Origin of the sequence: Modicisalibacter coralii, assembly GCF_004117855.1 — a bacterium.
Lineage (GTDB): Bacteria > Pseudomonadota > Gammaproteobacteria > Pseudomonadales > Halomonadaceae > Modicisalibacter > Modicisalibacter coralii.
In genome coordinates this window covers 75,025-90,978 of record NZ_QWBW01000006.1, presented here as the reverse complement: position 1 = coordinate 90,978, position 15,954 = coordinate 75,025, and the positions used below count along the sequence as shown (strand labels likewise).

General features: G+C 64.7%; 15 protein-coding genes and 1 tRNA gene. 13 read left to right on the top strand and 3 right to left on the bottom strand.

The features are described 5' to 3' along the window. Nucleotides 1–193 precede the first annotated feature (193 nt). The 7 genes from D0901_RS00930 to D0901_RS00905 all read left to right on the top strand — a co-directional run bounded on the left by D0901_RS00930 (nucleotide 194) and on the right by D0901_RS00905 (nucleotide 7,118). Nucleotides 194–2,542, top strand: coding sequence for a cytochrome P450/oxidoreductase (locus tag D0901_RS00930; protein ID WP_129138413.1), 2,349 nt, complete (start codon nucleotides 194–196; stop codon nucleotides 2,540–2,542). Nucleotides 2,543–2,632: 90 nt separating this feature from the next. After that, the gene (locus tag D0901_RS00925; protein WP_233440314.1) at nucleotides 2,633–3,667 is read left to right on the top strand and encodes a TRAP transporter substrate-binding protein; all 1,035 of its coding nucleotides are present in this window, start codon (nucleotides 2,633–2,635) and stop codon (nucleotides 3,665–3,667) included. Between the two features lie 63 nt (nucleotides 3,668–3,730). Continuing rightward, on the top strand, nucleotides 3,731–4,228 hold the full coding sequence (locus D0901_RS00920) for a TRAP transporter small permease (protein ID WP_129138412.1): 498 nt from the start codon (nucleotides 3,731–3,733) through the stop codon (nucleotides 4,226–4,228). Further along, nucleotides 4,225–5,526, top strand: a complete 1,302-nt coding sequence (locus tag D0901_RS00915; protein WP_129138411.1) for a TRAP transporter large permease — start codon at nucleotides 4,225–4,227, stop codon at nucleotides 5,524–5,526. Before D0901_RS00920 ends, D0901_RS00915 begins: the two co-directional genes overlap by 4 nt. A 35-nt stretch (nucleotides 5,527–5,561) precedes the next feature. Continuing rightward, a complete protein-coding gene (locus tag D0901_RS20840; protein WP_162500793.1) occupies nucleotides 5,562–5,705 on the top strand; it encodes a hypothetical protein in 144 nt (47 codons plus the stop codon). 124 nt (nucleotides 5,706–5,829) lie between these two features. Then, nucleotides 5,830–6,327, top strand: a complete 498-nt coding sequence (locus D0901_RS00910; RefSeq protein WP_129138410.1) for a DUF4124 domain-containing protein — start codon at nucleotides 5,830–5,832, stop codon at nucleotides 6,325–6,327. Between the two features lie 530 nt (nucleotides 6,328–6,857). Beyond that, a complete protein-coding gene (locus D0901_RS00905) occupies nucleotides 6,858–7,118 on the top strand; it encodes a hypothetical protein (RefSeq protein ID WP_129138409.1) in 261 nt (86 codons plus the stop codon). Nucleotides 7,119–7,199: 81 nt separating this feature from the next. On the opposite strand, the gene D0901_RS00900 is transcribed toward D0901_RS00905, so the two are convergent. Then, nucleotides 7,200–7,276: transfer RNA gene (locus D0901_RS00900), tRNA-Pro, on the bottom strand. 209 nt (nucleotides 7,277–7,485) lie between these two features. Between D0901_RS00900 and D0901_RS00895 the strand changes: the two genes are divergently transcribed. Beyond that, entirely contained in the window at nucleotides 7,486–7,848 is a 363-nt protein-coding gene (locus tag D0901_RS00895; RefSeq protein ID WP_129138408.1) for a CidA/LrgA family protein, read from the top strand. Then, a complete protein-coding gene (locus D0901_RS00890) occupies nucleotides 7,845–8,573 on the top strand; it encodes an LrgB family protein (protein WP_129138407.1) in 729 nt (242 codons plus the stop codon). The genes D0901_RS00895 and D0901_RS00890 overlap by 4 nt, the downstream gene beginning before the upstream one ends. Nucleotides 8,574–8,724: 151 nt before the next feature. On the opposite strand, the gene D0901_RS00885 is transcribed toward D0901_RS00890, so the two are convergent. Together D0901_RS00885 and D0901_RS00880 are read right to left on the bottom strand one after the other, a co-directional pair. Then, nucleotides 8,725–9,093 carry a hypothetical protein gene (locus D0901_RS00885; protein ID WP_129138406.1) on the bottom strand — a complete coding sequence of 123 codons (369 nt, stop codon included), beginning with the start codon at nucleotides 9,091–9,093 and terminating at the stop codon, nucleotides 8,725–8,727. A 104-nt stretch (nucleotides 9,094–9,197) separates the two neighbouring features. Continuing rightward, entirely contained in the window at nucleotides 9,198–10,652 is a 1,455-nt protein-coding gene (locus D0901_RS00880; protein ID WP_129138405.1) for an SLC13 family permease, read from the bottom strand. A gap of 286 nt (nucleotides 10,653–10,938) precedes the next feature. On the opposite strand from D0901_RS00880, the gene D0901_RS00875 reads away from it, so the two are divergent. The 4 genes from D0901_RS00875 to thrS all read left to right on the top strand — a co-directional run bounded on the left by D0901_RS00875 (nucleotide 10,939) and on the right by thrS (nucleotide 15,937). Further along, nucleotides 10,939–11,406, top strand: a complete 468-nt coding sequence (locus D0901_RS00875; protein WP_129138404.1) for a DUF2489 domain-containing protein — start codon at nucleotides 10,939–10,941, stop codon at nucleotides 11,404–11,406. A 22-nt stretch (nucleotides 11,407–11,428) separates the two neighbouring features. Continuing rightward, complete coding sequence (locus D0901_RS00870; RefSeq protein ID WP_129138403.1) at nucleotides 11,429–12,586, top strand: amidohydrolase; 1,158 nt, start codon at nucleotides 11,429–11,431, stop codon at nucleotides 12,584–12,586. A 269-nt stretch (nucleotides 12,587–12,855) separates the two neighbouring features. Then, on the top strand, nucleotides 12,856–13,740 hold the full coding sequence (locus D0901_RS00865) for an OmpA family protein (protein WP_129138402.1): 885 nt from the start codon (nucleotides 12,856–12,858) through the stop codon (nucleotides 13,738–13,740). Nucleotides 13,741–14,038: 298 nt separating this feature from the next. After that, nucleotides 14,039–15,937, top strand: coding sequence for a threonine--tRNA ligase (gene thrS, locus D0901_RS00860; RefSeq protein ID WP_129138401.1), 1,899 nt, complete (start codon nucleotides 14,039–14,041; stop codon nucleotides 15,935–15,937). Nucleotides 15,938–15,954: the final 17 nt, after the last annotated feature.

Below are 15,954 nucleotides of genomic sequence, written 5' to 3'. Positions count from 1 at the left end.
CCGTGTAAACTCCGCTTTTTCGGCCGATTTTGCCTTGTCTTGCCTTCGCTCGCCTGATTTGTAAACACCCTCTTAGACTTTGGGCTAGAAAGCCCGGGGTCTCAGCTGTCCGCCCCTTGACCCCGGTCGAGGGCTTACCTATGTTCGTTCACAGAACAAGTCTTTTCAATAAAAGTAAATAACGAGACTCGCCATGCCCACGCCCCGGACCTCACCGCGCGCCGACGAGGGACGTTGTCCTTTTCACGCCTCCGCCTCTCATGCCTTCGATGTCGCGCCGAACGGCTGTCCGGTATCGCCGCAGGCGGCAGCGTTCGACCCCTTCGAACGCGACTATCAACTGGACCCGGCGGAGGCGCTGCGCTGGTCCCGCGATCAGGAACCGGTCTTCTACAGTCCCAGGCTCGGCTACTGGGTGGTCAGCCGTTACGCCGATGTGAAGGCTATCTTCCGCGACAACCGGACGTTCTCGCCGTCCATTGCCCTGGAGAAGATCACGCCCGTCACCCAGGCCGCACAGGACACGCTCAAGCGCTACGGCTATGCCATGAACCGCACCCTGGTCAACGAGGACGAACCGGCCCACATGGAGCGCCGCCGCGCCCTGATGACGTCCTTCGAACTGGACGAGCTGGCCCATCACGAACCCATGGTGCGGCACCTGACGCGTGACTATCTGGATCGGCTGGTCGACAAGGGCGAGGCGGACCTGGTCGATGAAATGCTCTGGGAAATCCCTCTGACCGTGGCGCTGCACTTTCTCGGTGTGCCCGAGGAGGACATGGACACGCTGCGCGAGTACTCCATTGCCCACACGGTGAATACCTGGGGACGCCCCTCGCCGGACGAGCAGGTGGCCGTCGCCGAGGCGGTGGGCAAGTTCTGGCAATATGCCGGCCAGGTCCTGGAGAAGATGCGACAGGACCCTTCCGGCCACGGCTGGATGAAGTACGCCATTCGCCGCCAGCAGGAGCTGCCGGAGGTGGTCACCGACTCCTACCTGCATTCGATGATGATGGCCGGCATCGTCGCCGCCCACGAGACCACGGCGCATGCCACCGCCAACATGTTGCGCCTGCTGCTGGAAAATCGCGCGGTCTGGGAAGATCTCTGCGCCAACCCGTCGTTGATCCCCAATGCCGTCGAAGAGTGCCTGCGTCTGTCGGGGTCGGTGGCCGCCTGGCGGCGTATCGCCACGACCGATACACGGGTCGGCGACGTGACGATCCCCGAGGGGGCGAAGCTGTTGATCGTCAGTGCCTCGGCCAACCACGACGGCCGGCACTTCGAGAATCCCGACGAGCTGGACATCTACCGGGACAACACCACCGATCACCTGACCTTCGGCTACGGCAGCCACCAGTGCATGGGCAAGAACCTCGCCCGCCTGGAGATGCGTATCTTCCTCGAAGAATTCACGCGTCGCCTGCCGCACATGGCCCTGGTTCCCGAGCAGACGTTCAGCTTCGTGCCCAATACCTCGTTCCGTGGCCCGGAGCACTTGTGGGTGCGCTGGGACCCGACCCAGAACCCCGAACGTCGCGATGGCTCGATCCGTGAGCAGGGGCGCGACTTCCCGCTGGGCGCGCCCTCCCGGCGAGATGCCGAGCGGGAGGCGGTGGTGACTCGGGTCATCCGCGAGACGCCCGATGTCATCCGTCTGGTGCTGGAAGATCCGCGCGGGCGACCGCTGCCGCGCTGGACGCCGGGGTCCCACATCGATCTGACCGTAGGCGACGTCACGCGCAAGTATTCCCTGTGCGGTGACCCGGACGACGAACATCGCCTGGAAATCGCCATCCGCCGGGAAGCACCGGGGCGGGGCGGCTCCCGCTACATCCATGACACGGTCGAGCCACAGGCCCGGGTGCGTCTGCGTGGCCCGCGCAACCATTTCCGGCTGGACGAGACCACCGACGACTACCTGTTGATCGCCGGAGGCATCGGCATTACTCCGATCATCGCCATGGCGGATCGCCTCAAGCGGCTCGGCAAGCGTTATACCATCCACTACGGCGGCTGTTCCCGAGCCGCCATGCCGCTGCTGGCGCGTCTGACACGGGATCATGGTGAGTGTCTGCACCTGTATCCCGCGGACGCCGGACGGCGCCTCGACCTTCCCGCCGTCCTGGCCGGACGCGGCGAGGCCCCGGTCTATGCCTGTGGCCCGGAACGTCTGCTCGGTGCGCTGGCGGAACTCACCCGGGACGACGCGGATGCCATCCATGTTGAACACTTCAGCGCGGGTCAGGCGATCCTCGATCCTCGCCAGGAGCAAGCCTTCGAGGTGGAGCTGACGGACTCCGAACTGACCGTGCCCGTGGCCGCCGACCAGACCGTGCTGCAGGCGCTGCGCGCGGTCGGTGTCGACGTGCCCAGCGACTGTGAAGAAGGGCTGTGCGGTACCTGCGAGGTGGCCGTCATGGCGGGCGAGGTTGACCACCGCGACAAGGTCCTGACCGCCGACGAGCGAACCGCCAACCGGCGCATGATGACCTGCTGTTCCCGCGCGAAGTGCGGCAAGCTCGTGCTGGGGCTCTAGTTGATCGATAACGACTTCCTCCTGGCCCCTGACGGCCGAACAACAAGACCAACCCCACCTCCGCGCCTGCGGAGCAATCAGGAGTTCCCCGTGAACAACAAGACACTCACCCTGGCCACGCTAGTCGCCGGCGCGACGCTGCTGATGTCGCAAGCCGCCTCCGCCCAGACCACGCTCAAGGTCAGCCATTACCTGCCTCCCGTGCATGGCATCCATACCGATTTCATCGTGCCCTGGACCGAGCAGGTCACCCAGTGCACCAACGGCGAGGTCCAGTTCAAGATCTATCCGGGCGGCACGCAGCTGGGCAACGTCGCCAAGCAGCAGGAGCAGGTGCTGGCCGGGGTCGTGGATATCGCGCACGGCCTTCAGGGCATCCCCCGCGGGCGCTTTCCGCGCACCTCGTTGATCGAGTTGCCGTTCATGACTCGTGACGCCGGGGCCGCCAGCGAGACGCTGTGGGCGATGTATCCCGAGTACCTGGCACCCGAATATCGCGGCCTCAAGGTGCTCGCCTTGCATGCCCACAACGGTGGGCTCGTCCACACGGCGGACAAGAAGGTGGAAACCATGGAGGACATGCAGGGGCTGCGCCTGCGGACTCCCAGCCCTGCCGTCTCGCAGATGCTTACGGCGCTGGGGGCCACCCCGCAGGGTCTGCCGCCGGGCGAGGTCTACGAGAACATCCAGAAGCACGTGATTGACGGAACCGTCTTCCCCTGGGACCCGGTGAAGTCGTTCGGCCTGAACGAGGTGCTGCATTATCACCTGGACGCCGGCGCCTATACGGTCCCGTTTTTCTTCGTGATGAATCAGCGCAAGTACGACTCGTTGCCCGGGAACGTCCAGGCGTGCATCGACGAGGCGTCGGGGGACTCGCTGGTGGCCAAGTTCGGAGACTGGTGGGACAAGTGGGATGCCGCCGGCCGCGAGGAGGCCGTGGCCTCCGGGGATGTCATCACCCACCTGACGGACGCCGAGCGTGAGCGCTGGCGCGAGGCGCTGCAGCCCACCACCGAGGCGTATATCCAGGAGACCGCCGATCACGGGGTCGACAACGCGCGGGAGATCTACGAACGCATGCGCGAGCTGCTCGCCGAGAAGCAGCAAGACGACGCCTCCTGAGCCTCCTCGCGTGGGCGGCGCCCGTCAGGGTGACGGCCCGCCGTCTTTAGGGTGACCCTGTTTATGCGCTACGTGATAACCGCCTTGCGATCCCTGGTCACGCTGACCGCCGTGATCGGCGTCGCGGCCTATGCGGCGGCCGCGCTGCTGACGGTGGCCGACATCATCGGTCGCCAGGTCGACCACCCCGTACCCGGCGTGGTCGACCTGGTCCAGCTGTTCGTGCTGGGCGGGGCCTGGCTGGTCATTCCCTACGCCTTCATGACCGGGGCCCATGTGGGCGTGGATCTGCTCGTCGAGTCCCTGCCTCGTCAGTTGACGAGCGTGTTGCGGGGCGTCGCCGGGCTGGCCGCCATGACGTTGCTGGGTGTAATGCTCTATTTCTGTTACGCCACCTTCCAGCAGCAGGTCATGTTCGGCGATCGTTCGCAGCAACTGGGCATTCCGATCTTCTATTACTGGATGCCGCTGCTGTTTGGCGTCGGTCTCTCCATCGTCGGGACCGGACTCGGCCTGCTGCCGTCCTCTCGGCCGGCCACAGCCTCGAAGGTCGCCTCATGAGTGGTGCGATGCTCGGTCTGGCCGGTTTCGGCCTGACACTGGCGTTGATCGCCTTCGGCTTCCCGGTCGCGGTGGCCATGGCGCTGGTGGGGGTCGGCGGCTTCTGGTGGCTGAACGGGCTCATGGGGGCCGGGTTCATTCTCGGCTCGTCACCCTTCGAGGCGATCTTCCCGTACTCGCTGAGTGTCGTGCCGCTGTTCGTGATGATGGGGGTCTTTGCCGCGCGCGCCGGGCTGTCGCGCTCGCTGTTCGACATGGTCAACAGCTTCCTGGGTCATGTCCGAGGCGGGCTCGCCGTCACCGGGGTCGGCGCCTGCGCCATCTTCGGTGCCATCTGCGGGTCGTCCCTGGCCACGGTCGCGACCATGGGGCGCGTGGCGATCCCGGAGATGGAGAAGCGCGGCTATGATGGCTCGCTGTCATCCGCCTCCATCGCCGCGGGCGGTACGCTGGGTGTGTTGATCCCGCCCTCCATCCTGCTGGTGATCTACGGCATCCTCACCCAGACCTCGATCGGCCAGCTGTTCATTGGCGCCATCCTGCCCGGGATCATCGGGGCGGTGCTCTATGGGCTGGCGATCATCGTGCGGGTACGCATGGCCCCGCATCTGGCGCCTTCCACGCCCCGGGCGGGGTGGGGCACACGGCTGGCTACCCTGCGTCGGGTCTGGGGCGTGCTATTGCTCTTCGCGCTGGTGATCGGGGGCATCTATATGGGCTGGTTCTCGCCCACCGAAGCCGCCGCGGTGGGGGCCGTTGGTGCCTTCGGCCTGGCGCTGATTTCCGGGGAGCTCGATCGCCGGGCGCTGTGGGGGGCGGTGCGGGAGACCGCGGGCCTGACCGGGATGATCTTCTTCATCCTGATCGGCGCGTCGTTGTTCAACTATTTCCTGGAAACCACCGGGCTGCCCAGCGCGCTGATCGACGGTATCGAGGCCAGCGGCCTGTCGCCGGCCATGGTGCTGGTGCTGATCATGCTGTTCTACATCATCCTGGGCTGCTTCATGGATGCCATGTCGATGATCCTGCTGACCGTGCCGTTCCTGGCGCCGGTCGCGGCCTCGCTGGATTTCGACATGGTGTGGTTCGGCGTGCTCGTGGTGACGGTGGCCGAGATCGGCCTGATCACCCCGCCCATCGGCATGAACCTGTTCGTGGTCCAGGCCACTCAGCCTCATCTGACCCAGCGAACGGTGATCCGCGGAATCCTGCCGTTCATCCTGGCGGATGTGGTGCGTCTGGTACTGCTGGCGGCGCTTCCCGCGCTGACCCTGTGGTTGCCCGGGAAGATGTTCTAGGAACGGTCGCGTTATCATCGCAACGGCATGATGTTTTGGCGGCGATTGCCAATTCTCTGCTCTGTGAGCTCGGCGAAGGACTGAATCGCCCTTGCCGCACCAGCCTCGAGGAGGACGTGCTGATCACCGATGATGCCTTGCTGGTGCAGCACGGCGACCTGATGCTGATCGGCGAGTGATCTTGCCCAGCAGCAGTGGACACACCGTTAAACCCGGGTACAGTATTCAAGCGTTTCATGGATAGCGATAAGGGGCGGTGCCCTTGGGCAGGGATGCCACTCTTGAATCTAACCGGAGTCGGTTATGCGTAAGTGGCTCATTGCAAAGGCATTGGCGGGTGTGATCGCAACGGCGGCTCTGTCGGCCGTGGTGTCCGCCCAGGCTGCTGACATCTATCGCTGTACGATCGACGGCACGGCAACGTTTCAGGACTACCCTTGTGGCGATGAGCGCCAGTCCGTCGAGGTCGGCAGTAACCTCTCCACGGTCGGCTCCCCCGAACCTCGCTTCGATCTGGCCGAGCAACGCCGTAAGCGCGAGGAGCAACAGCGCCTCAAGGCCGATCTCGCCCGTGAACGTGCCAGGGTCCGCGATCTGCACAGCCAGACTGAGGAATCAAAGTATGACCAGGCCCGGGCGCAGGGCGTGGTGATCCCCGGGATGACGGAAGGGGATGCACGACTGATTTACGGCAGGCCTGATCGCTCCGGTCGGGACGGCACCTGTACTATCCTTCGATGGCACCGCCCTTATCATTGGGTGAAGATTTGTCGGAACGAAGTGGTCCAGTCCTATTACTGAAGCAGCAAGGAGAGCTCGCTATGCCTGCCGGTGTCACTGCAAATCGCCATCTGTTTTCGGCGCCTCTGTCCAGCCTGGATCCTGTTGAACCAATGGATCGGGCGAAGTTCGGCCAAGGCCAGAGGAGTGATGCTCTGGCGCAAATCCCGCCTGTCGCTGACACGACTGATGACGCTGACAGCATTGGTGATGCCGCACCTTGCGCGTCGCTCTCTCAACCCAGTCACCGGACGGAGCAACTTCTTGGTCAGCTCGTAGCCGATCTTCAACACGGTCGGGGTCAGTCATAGCTCTTTCTGTTGTATCAATTCTTACTAATATAGAGAAAGGGGCCTCGAAAGGCCCCTTTCCTATCTACCTAGGTTAAATGTCCAGATTAAGCTGCCCGGTCGGGACCAGGATAGGCCATGCTTTCAGGCCAAACTGGCGTGCGTGTTGCGTTTTGCCAGTCTTCGGGTCCTTGCGGGTAGCTAGGGTGGTTGGTCTCAATGATCAAGCGCAACATGTGACCCATGAGGTACGGTGTTGCCATGAGTCACCGCTATCGCCATCTCTCTGCTGAAGACCGAGACGCCGACCGGGACGGCAACCTGTACGTCCGGGCGATGCGCGTCGACGCGACCATCGTCCAGATGGAGGAGCTCGGCCAGGTGATGGAGGCCTTCAGCACCCTGGCAGGTTTCGTCACCGGCGGGAATCGAGGATGGCTTTCCGGCAGGCAAGAGGGCGCCGGAGTCATCCCGGCAGGAGATGACGCCCTCTGGAAACAGGTCAACCCCATAGCGTTTTGACAATTTTTTGACAAAATCTTGACGGCAACGAAAAACCGCCGCTTCGGTTGACCCGTGAGCGGCGGTTTTCGTTAATCCTTTTGGTCGGAGCGACTGGATTCGAACCAGCGACCTCTGCAACCCCATTGCAGCGCGCTACCAAGCTGCGCCACGCTCCGACAATGTCGCGACTTCATCAGCATTCGCTGAAGTGTTCGCCGCAGGACGAGGCATATACTAACGATTCCTCGATCAAATGCAAGTGGAAATTACGCTTGGCATTCAATCGCTTGTCGCTGATGGACGTGGCAGAGGGTCGGCCTCGGCTCGAGATGTGCGACTTTCGTAGTATCATGCTGGTCGCAAGCGTTGCCAGAAGGGGAGAGAGATGCCGTTGATCGTCGGTATGAGCGTACTGCTGGGTTGTCAGTTCATCGGTGAGTTGCTGGTCAGGGCGTTGTCGCTGCCGGTGCCCGGGCCGGTGATGGGGATGGTCGTGCTGCTGGTGGCCCTGATGGTCAACGGTCGGGTGCCCAGCGCCCTGCGAACGGCCGGCGAGGGCTTGCTGCGTTATCTGACCCTGCTGTTCGTGCCCGCCGGGGTGGGGATCATGTCGCATTTCGGGTTGATCGGCGAGGATCTGGGCATACTCGCCGTGACCCTGGTGGTATCCACCGGACTGACCCTGGCGGTGACCGCCAAGGTGCTCGACGTGCTGGCGAAGCGGCGTTGGGGCGGGGGTGACTCATGAATCTGACGGGGCTCGATCAGCTCTGGGTCTACCTGTCCGGCAACCCCCTGGTATCGCTGCTGGCGACGCTGGTGGCCTTCTATCTGGCCACGCACCTCCATCGCCTGGCGGGGCATTCCACCTTCGCGCATCCGGTTCTGGTGGCCATCGCCCTGTTGATCGGCTTCCTGTTGCTGACCGGCATCGACTACGCGAGCTATTTCGAGGGCGCGCAGTTCATCCACTTTCTGTTGGGGCCGGCCACGGTGGCGCTGGCGATTCCGCTGTTCGACCATCGCGAGCGGGTGCGCCGCATGCTGGTGCCGATCCTGGTTGCCTGTCTCGCGGGTATCGTCACGGCGGTGAGTTCGACACTGGGCATTGCCCTGCTGATGGGGGCGCAGCCCGAAGTGCTACTGTCGCTGGCGCCTCGCTCGGTCACCTCGCCGATCGCCATGGGCATCGCCGAGCAGATCGGTGGCATCCCCTCGCTGGCGGCGGCGCTGGTCCTGCTCACCGGGTCGATCGGTTGCACGCTGGGTCCGTGGATCTTTCGCTGGCTGCGCATCGAGGACCCCAGCGTCAAGGGGTTCACCATGGGGCTGGCCGCTCATGGCTTCGGCACCGCGTACTGCTTCGCCTCGGTCGGGGCGATGGCGGGCGCCTTCGCGGGACTGGCCATGGGGCTCACCGGCATGCTCACCGCCTTCGTGCTGCCGGCGATCGTCGCGCTGTTCGGAGTGTGAGCCGGCGTCAGAGGGTGTTTACAAAATGCCTGCGCTCGACAATACGGCGTTAAAATCGGCCTCAAAATACTCATTTACTCCGTGTAAACTCCGTTTTTTCGGCCGATTTTGCCTTGTCTTGCCTTCGCTCGCCGACTTTGTAAACACCCTCTCAGATCTCGTCCCAGATACGCTCGCGAAGGTCGTGGCTGAGTTCGCTGACCTTGCTGAAACGCCGGGCCGCGGCATTGGCCACCTCGGAGGCGGCCTGCTGGTAGCAGGAGGAGAGCGCCGAGGGATCGCGCAGCGCCTCGGGATCCCAGGCGCAGCGGGCGAGCTTTTCACTGGACGTGGCGACGACCTTGAGAAACTCGGCTTCGTGCTGCATGGCCTCGCTCATGGTCTGCAGCCAGGCCAGTTGCATCCGCGTGATCGGCGCCGTGGACTCCAGCCACTGCTGCATCCACCAGCTGGGCAGCGAGTCGCCGTTCAGCAGAGAGGCCAAAGCGTCGTTGCCGGTTCTGGACTTGCGCGTTGCCATACGAACCTCCCGTCGCGTCGAGCGTGGGTTGAGTATAGGCGTTGCCGCAGGGTGTGCCTCGGCGTTCTGACGTCATGTGCCGGAATGCTGATCGAGGTCATGGCTCACCAGAACGTCGTGAGCAGGAAGTAGACCACGCCGGTAACCACCAGGGTGCCGATCAGGTTGAGCACGAAGCCCGCCTGGATCATCGACTGGATTCGCATGTGGCCGGTGGCGAAGACGATGGCGTTGGGCGGTGTCGCCACCGGCATCATGAAGGCGCAACTGGCGGCGATGGCGGCGGGCACGGTGATCAGGATCGGCGAGACGTCGAGCGACAGCGCCAGTGCTCCGAGCAGCGGCAGGAAGGCGGCCGAGGTGGCAGTGTTGGAGGTCACTTCGGTGAGGAAGATGATCACCAGCACCACCATGCCCACCAGGCCGATCAGCGGCAGGGCGCCGAACACCGACAGGTGGTTGGCGATCCACTCCGCGAGACCGGAACGCTTGATGACCCCCGCCAGCGCCAGGCCGCCGCCGAACAGCAACAGCACGCCCCAGGGCAGGTCACGCGCCTGTTCCCAGCTCAGCAGCCGGTGGCCCCGCTGGCCGCTGGGCAGAATGAACAGCAGCAGACCGGCGGCGATGGCGATACCGGTATCCGACACCCACCCGAGGCCGGCATCGTTGATCAACGGTCTCGTGACCCAGGCCAAGGCGGCGAGCAGGAAGATCGCCCCGACGCGGCGCTCCGCCGTCGACAGGGCGCCCAGCTCGGCCAGCTGGTCGCGCACCAACTGCGCGCTGTCCTCGCCGGAACCCAGCGAGAAGCCGCCGCGGGTCAGCCACAGCCAGGCGGCGACCATCATGATCACGCTGACCGGGATGCCCACGATCATCCATTGTGCAAAGCCGATCTCGATGCCCCGGTCGCTGGCGAGGTAACCGGCGAGCAGCGCGTTGGGCGGTGTGCCGATCAGTGTCGCGATCCCGCCGATGCTGGCGGCATAGGCGATCGCCAGCAGCAGCGACGTGGCGTAGCGGTTGAGTTCCTGCGGGTCACGGTCGTCGAGCAGACTGATCACCGACATGCCGATCGGCAGCATCATGATGCTGGTGGCGGTATTGGAGACCCACATGCTGAGGAAGCCGGTGGCGATCATGAAGCCGGCGATCTGGCGACGCGGTTGATGACCGACGATCTGCAGGACCTTGAGGGCGATGCGCCGGTGCAGATCCCAGCGCTGCATGCCGAGCCCCAGCAGGAAGCCGCCCAGGAACAGGAAGACGATCGGGTCGGCGTAGCTGGCGGCCGTGGGATCGATGTCGCCGATTCCCAGGGCCGGTACCAGCACCAGGGGGAGCAGGGCGGTGGCCGGGATGGGAATCGCTTCCGTCGACCACCAGGTCGCCATCAGCAGGGCCATGCCCGCACAGTGCCAGGCCGCGGGCGACATCCCCGCCGGTGCCGGAACGAGCAGGACCATGACGACCCAGGCAGGGCCCAGCCAGAAGCCGATACGTGCGGCGAGCGAGGGCGGCGCCGCTTGTTGCCGGGTGTCGTTATCGTTCGCCATGAGGTGCCTCCTTGCATGTTCCGTCATCGCTGGCGGGCGTCGAATCCGCCGCATTCCTGTCCTGCCGGGCCCGCCATCGGGCATGGTCGGGCCCCCGAGGATTTGTCCGAAAAGCCGACGAGCGCAGGCAGTTTTCGTGCCGAGCCTAGAGGATAGCCAATCAACGCGCTAAGAGCCGAGTCAAGCGCTTCGCTACGCTGCATTCGTCGCCCGATCGCGACGCTTGGGTCCATGACGGTGCCCGCGTATACTGCGCGCACTCGCAAGTGAACCGCATGAGGCGCGCATGACAGAAACGACGGCCTGGCTGCTGCTGCTGGTCGGCCTGATCCTGATCGCCGGGCTCGCCGGCTATGCCTATTCGCTGTGGCGGGAGGTCGGCCGCCGCAAGCGCTTCCGCGAGGAAGAGGTCCAGCGCGCCAACCACAACTGTCTGGAGAGCCTCGATGGCCTCGCCCGGGCGATGCTGGCCGAACAGGTCGACCTGACCGAAGGCTCCCTGCGCTGCAAGGTGCTTCTCGAGATCATCGACCCCGGGCTGGTCGAACGCGACGCCTTTCGGGTCTTTGCCGAGGTCCATCGGCGCACCTCGCATCTGCATACGCACGCCGCGCGCGCGGCGCTGACCCCGCGCGAGCGGATGGGCGAGGATCGCGAGCGTCTGGCGGTCGAGTCGGACCTGCGTCGCGAGGTGCTTGCCGCGGCTCAGGCGGTACTCGATTTCAAGCAGCGCTGGCCGGCCAGCCTCCATTGATCGTCCGTTCGGGAGCCTCGTGATGTCGTTGTCGTTGCTGGACACCCCCCTCGCCGAGATTCGCCATGCGCTGCATGCCGCTCCGGAGCTCTCCGGCGACGAGTCGCGAACCGCCACGCGGGTGGCCGACTGGCTCGAGCAGGCCGGTGCCGACCGTGTCCTGCGGGGGCTGGGGGGGCACGGCGTGGCCGGTGTCTTTCGCGGCGCCGAGCCCGGCCCCCGGGTGATGCTGCGCGCCGAGCTCGACGGCCTGCCGATCCGCGAGGCGGCCGGCACGGCCTGGCGCTCGCGTCACGACGCCGTTGCCCACAGCTGTGGCCACGATGGCCACATGAGCGCCCTGCTGGGCGTTGCTCAGCGTCTGGCGCGGCAGCGTCCCCGGAGCGGCGAAGTGGTGCTGCTGTTCCAGCCGGCCGAGGAAACCGGCGACGGCGCCGGGCGGATCGTCGATGCGGCGGCCTTTGCCGAGATTCGTCCCGATTTCGTCTACGCCATGCACAACCTGCCCGGACGGCCGCTGGGCGAGGTCTCGGTGCGCCCCGGGGCGTTCAGCTGTGCATCCCGCGGCCTCACCGTGCGCCTCAACGGGCTGTGCGCGCACGCCGCGCATCCCGAGCAGGGACGCAGTCCGGCGATGGCGATGTGCCGCATTCTCCAGGGGCTGAAGCGTCTTCCCCAGCAGTTGCCGGACGACCTGGGGCTGGTGATGATCACCCTGATTCACGCCCGGCTGGGTGAGGTGGCATTCGGCACCTCGCCGGGCCAGGCCGAGGTCATGGCCACCCTGCGCACGGCCAGCGACGACATGATGCGGGCCCTGGCCGAGGCCTCGGTATCGCTGGTGCGTGCCGAGGCCGAGGAGGAGCAACTGGGGGTCGAGATCGACTGGAGCGACGTCTTCTCGGCGACCGTCAATGCCCCGGCGGCCGTCGAGGTCATCGAAAGCGTCGCCGGCTCGCTCGACATGCCCGTGCACCGGCTGGACGAGGCGCATCGCTGGTCCGAGGATTTCGGGGTATTGCTGGCTTGCGGCGAAGGGGCGATGTTCACCCTCGGCAGTGGCGAGCAGTGCCGTCCCTTGCATCATCCGGCCTACGATTTTCCCGACGAACTGCTCGAACGGGCCGTGGACCTGTTTCACGGGCTCGTCGAGCATCATCTGGGACGAGCGAGCGCCTGAAGTGTTGTACAAGACTGGTACAGTAAGCGTCATTTGCATCGTTTCATGCATTGCGTCACGATTGTAACTGCTATGATGTAATGCGATTGTCGTTGATGACCGCGGCAAAGAAGGATGGAGAGCACTGGCCGACGGGCGTCGGATGTGCTTTCTTTTCCGGGGAGTGTATGAGAGGACTCATCGCCCCCGAATTATTGGGTTCTAGGCTGTTTTGAACCCGCTGAGTAACGACACGTTACGACGAGCGCTGTGTTAAGAAGGAGTCTTACATGAAGAAATCAACGACTGGCTTGCTGCTTGGTTCCGCTTTCGTGATTGGCCTGTCGGGCTGTGCCAGCTCCGGCACTCAGTCCATGGGCGATACCCAGCAGGATGCTTGGTACCAGTCACCCTTCGTCTGCGGTCTGGCCGGCGGCCTGATCGGCGGCGGCATCGGCTATGCCTCGAGCGGCGATGCCGACGAGGACGATGGCGCAGCCATCGGTAGCGTGGCGGGTGCGACGGCGGGTGCCCTGCTGTGCGCCGACTACGGCAGCAAGGTGGGCGACAGCGACGGTGACGGCGTCCCGGACGATCGTGACCAGTGCCCGAACACCCCGGCGGGTGTCGCGGTGGATGCCGACGGCTGCCCGCTGGACACCGACGGTGACGGCGTACCCGATTACATGGACGAGTGCCCGGGAACCCCGGCCGGTGTCGAGGTGAACGCCTCCGGTTGCCCGCTGGACTCCGACGGTGACGGCGTACCCGACTACATGGACCAGTGCCCGGACACCCCGGCCGGTGCCGAGGTCAACGCGCTGGGCTGTGAAGCCGACGTGGTCCTGCACGACGTCAACTTCGAGTTCGACTCCGCCAAGCTGACCTCTCAGGCCGAGAGCATCCTCGACGGCGTGGCCGACAAGCTGTCAGCCAACGGTCAGGTCCGCGTCCGTGTTGAAGGCTATACCGACTCCATCGGTACCGAAGCCTACAACAAGGACCTGTCTCAGCGTCGCGCCGAGTCCGTCAAGGACTACCTGAACGCTCAGGGCATCGCCTCTGATCGCATGAAGGCCATCGGTTACGGCGAGAGCGATCCGATCGCCACCAACGAGACGGCTGCAGGTCGTGCTCAGAACCGTCGTGTCGAACTGGGTGAGTGGACTCAGTAAGACATCGGCGAGACGACGGCCGGCCAGTCCGGTCGTCGGTTGCGAAGAGGGGCGCCAGCGGCGCCCCTTTTTCATGGGTGCGCCGGGCCGGTGCTGCTGGACGTCGCGCCCCGGCAACTGCTAATGTCTGACCTCTCGCGAGCGCCGACGTCCGCCACCGTCTCACGCCGCTGCACGGTCCGACGCCGAGCGGTGGGTGTGTTGGCCGGATGACGATGCTCGCCTCGCCCCAGCCATACACCCTGATTCCGCGACATGTGATCCCTGGTATGGATCACCACTGCGCACGAGGATACCCATGCCCATCGTGACTCTCCCGGACGGCAGTCAGCGCACGTTCGATGCCCCGCTCAGTATCATGCAACTCGCCGAATCGATCGGCCCCGGTCTGGCCAAGGCCTGCGTAGCCGGCAAGATCGACGGCGTGCCGGTCGATGCCGCCGATGTCATCGACCATGATGCCGAGGTGGCCATCATCACCGCGCGTGACCCGGAAGGCCTCGAGATCATTCGTCACTCCTGCGCCCACCTGATCGGGCACGCGGTCAAGCAGCTGTACCCCGATGCCAAGATGGCGATCGGCCCGGTGATCGAGGACGGCTTCTACTACGACATCGACTTCGGCCGTTCGGTGACCCCCGAGGACCTCGAGGCCATCGAGCAGCGCATGAAGGCGCTGATCGACAAGGGCTACGATGTGGTGCGCGAGTACGTCGATCGCGATCAGGCGATGTTGACCTTCCTGCATCGCGACGAGCCCTACAAGCAGGAGATCGTCCGCGAGATTCCCGAAGGCGAGACCATCCGCCTCTATCATCACGAAGAATACACGGACATGTGCCGCGGTCCGCACGTGCCCAACACCAGCCACCTCAAGGCCTTCAAGCTCACCAAGCTGGCCGGTGCCTACTGGCGCGGCGACGCCGAGAAACCGATGCTGACGCGCATCTACGGCACCGCCTGGGGCGACAAGAAGCAGCTCAAGGCCTATCTCAAGCGGCTCGAGGAGGCGGAGAAGCGCGACCACCGCAAGCTGGCGCGCAAGCTCGACCTCTTCCACATGCAGGAAGAGGCGCCGGGCATGATCTTCTGGCACCCGCGGGGCTGGACGCTGTGGCAGGTGGTCGAGCAATACATGCGCAACGTCTATCGCGAGAGCGGTTACCAGGAAGTGCGCTGCCCGCAGATCATGGACGTGTCGCTGTGGAAGAAGTCCGGCCACTGGGACAACTACGCCGAGAACATGTTCTTCACCGAGTCGGAGAAGCGCGAGTACGCGCTCAAGCCGATGAACTGCCCGGGGCACGTTCAGGTCTTCAATTCGGGACTGCGCAGCTATCGGGAACTGCCGGTGCGCTACGGCGAGTTCGGCGGCTGTCACCGCAACGAACCCTCGGGTGCGCTGCACGGCATCATGCGCGTGCGGGCGTTCACCCAGGACGACGGTCACGTGTTCTGCACCGAGGAGCAGGTCGAAGCCGAGGTCACGGCCTTCCACCGCCAGGCGCTGAAGGTGTATCGCGATTTCGGTTTCGATGACATCGCCGTCAAGATCGCCCTGCGTCCCGACAAGCGGATCGGCGATGACGCCGTCTGGGATCGCGCCGAGTCCGCCCTGCGTTCGGCGCTGTCGGCCTGCGAGGTCGAGTGGCAGGAGCTGCCCGGCGAGGGCGCCTTCTACGGACCCAAGATCGAATACCACATGAAGGACTGCCTGGGTCGCCAGTGGCAGGTCGGTACCATGCAGGTCGACTTCATGATGCCCGAGCGTCTGGGCGCCCAGTACGTCGCCGAGGACGGTGCGCGGCGCACGCCGGTCATGCTGCACCGGGCCATCGTCGGGTCGATGGAGCGCTTCATCGGTATCCTGATCGAGCACTACGCCGGCGCCATGCCGCTCTGGCTGTCGCCTCAGCAGGCGGTGGTGCTGACCATCACCGATGCCCAGCGCGATTACGCCCTGGCCGTCGAGCAACGCCTGCAGAAAATCGGCCTGCGCGTCAAGGCGGACTTGAGGAACGAGAAGATCGGCTTTAAAATCCGTGAACATACGTTGCAGAAGGTCCCGTACCTGTTGGTGGTAGGGGACAAGGAAGTCGAAGCGGATTCAGTCGCCGTTCGTACCCGGAGTGGCGAGGATTTGGGCACCATCACGGTCGATGACCTGATCGCCCGCCTCGAGGCTGAGCGGGGCTGACACGACAACGTTAACCA

Excerpts from the sequence above, each read along its gene's own strand:
- D0901_RS00895 (WP_129138408.1), top strand. The coding sequence starts at position 7,486 with ATGCCGTTGATCGTCGGTATGAGCGTACTGCTGGGTTGTCAGTTCATC.
- D0901_RS00870 (WP_129138403.1), top strand. The coding sequence starts at position 11,429 with ATGTCGTTGTCGTTGCTGGACACCCCCCTCGCCGAGATTCGCCATGCG.
- thrS (WP_129138401.1), top strand. The coding sequence starts at position 14,039 with ATGCCCATCGTGACTCTCCCGGACGGCAGTCAGCGCACGTTCGATGCC.
- D0901_RS00915 (WP_129138411.1), top strand. The coding sequence starts at position 4,225 with ATGAGTGGTGCGATGCTCGGTCTGGCCGGTTTCGGCCTGACACTGGCG.
- D0901_RS00865 (WP_129138402.1), top strand. The coding sequence starts at position 12,856 with ATGAAGAAATCAACGACTGGCTTGCTGCTTGGTTCCGCTTTCGTGATT.
- D0901_RS00905 (WP_129138409.1), top strand. The coding sequence starts at position 6,858 with ATGAGTCACCGCTATCGCCATCTCTCTGCTGAAGACCGAGACGCCGAC.
- D0901_RS00880 (WP_129138405.1), bottom strand. The coding sequence starts at position 10,652 with ATGGCGAACGATAACGACACCCGGCAACAAGCGGCGCCGCCCTCGCTC.
- D0901_RS00875 (WP_129138404.1), top strand. The coding sequence starts at position 10,939 with ATGACAGAAACGACGGCCTGGCTGCTGCTGCTGGTCGGCCTGATCCTG.
- D0901_RS00930 (WP_129138413.1), top strand. The coding sequence starts at position 194 with ATGCCCACGCCCCGGACCTCACCGCGCGCCGACGAGGGACGTTGTCCT.
- D0901_RS00890 (WP_129138407.1), top strand. The coding sequence starts at position 7,845 with ATGAATCTGACGGGGCTCGATCAGCTCTGGGTCTACCTGTCCGGCAAC.
- D0901_RS00910 (WP_129138410.1), top strand. The coding sequence starts at position 5,830 with ATGCGTAAGTGGCTCATTGCAAAGGCATTGGCGGGTGTGATCGCAACG.
- D0901_RS00885 (WP_129138406.1), bottom strand. The coding sequence starts at position 9,093 with ATGGCAACGCGCAAGTCCAGAACCGGCAACGACGCTTTGGCCTCTCTG.
- D0901_RS00920 (WP_129138412.1), top strand. The coding sequence starts at position 3,731 with ATGCGCTACGTGATAACCGCCTTGCGATCCCTGGTCACGCTGACCGCC.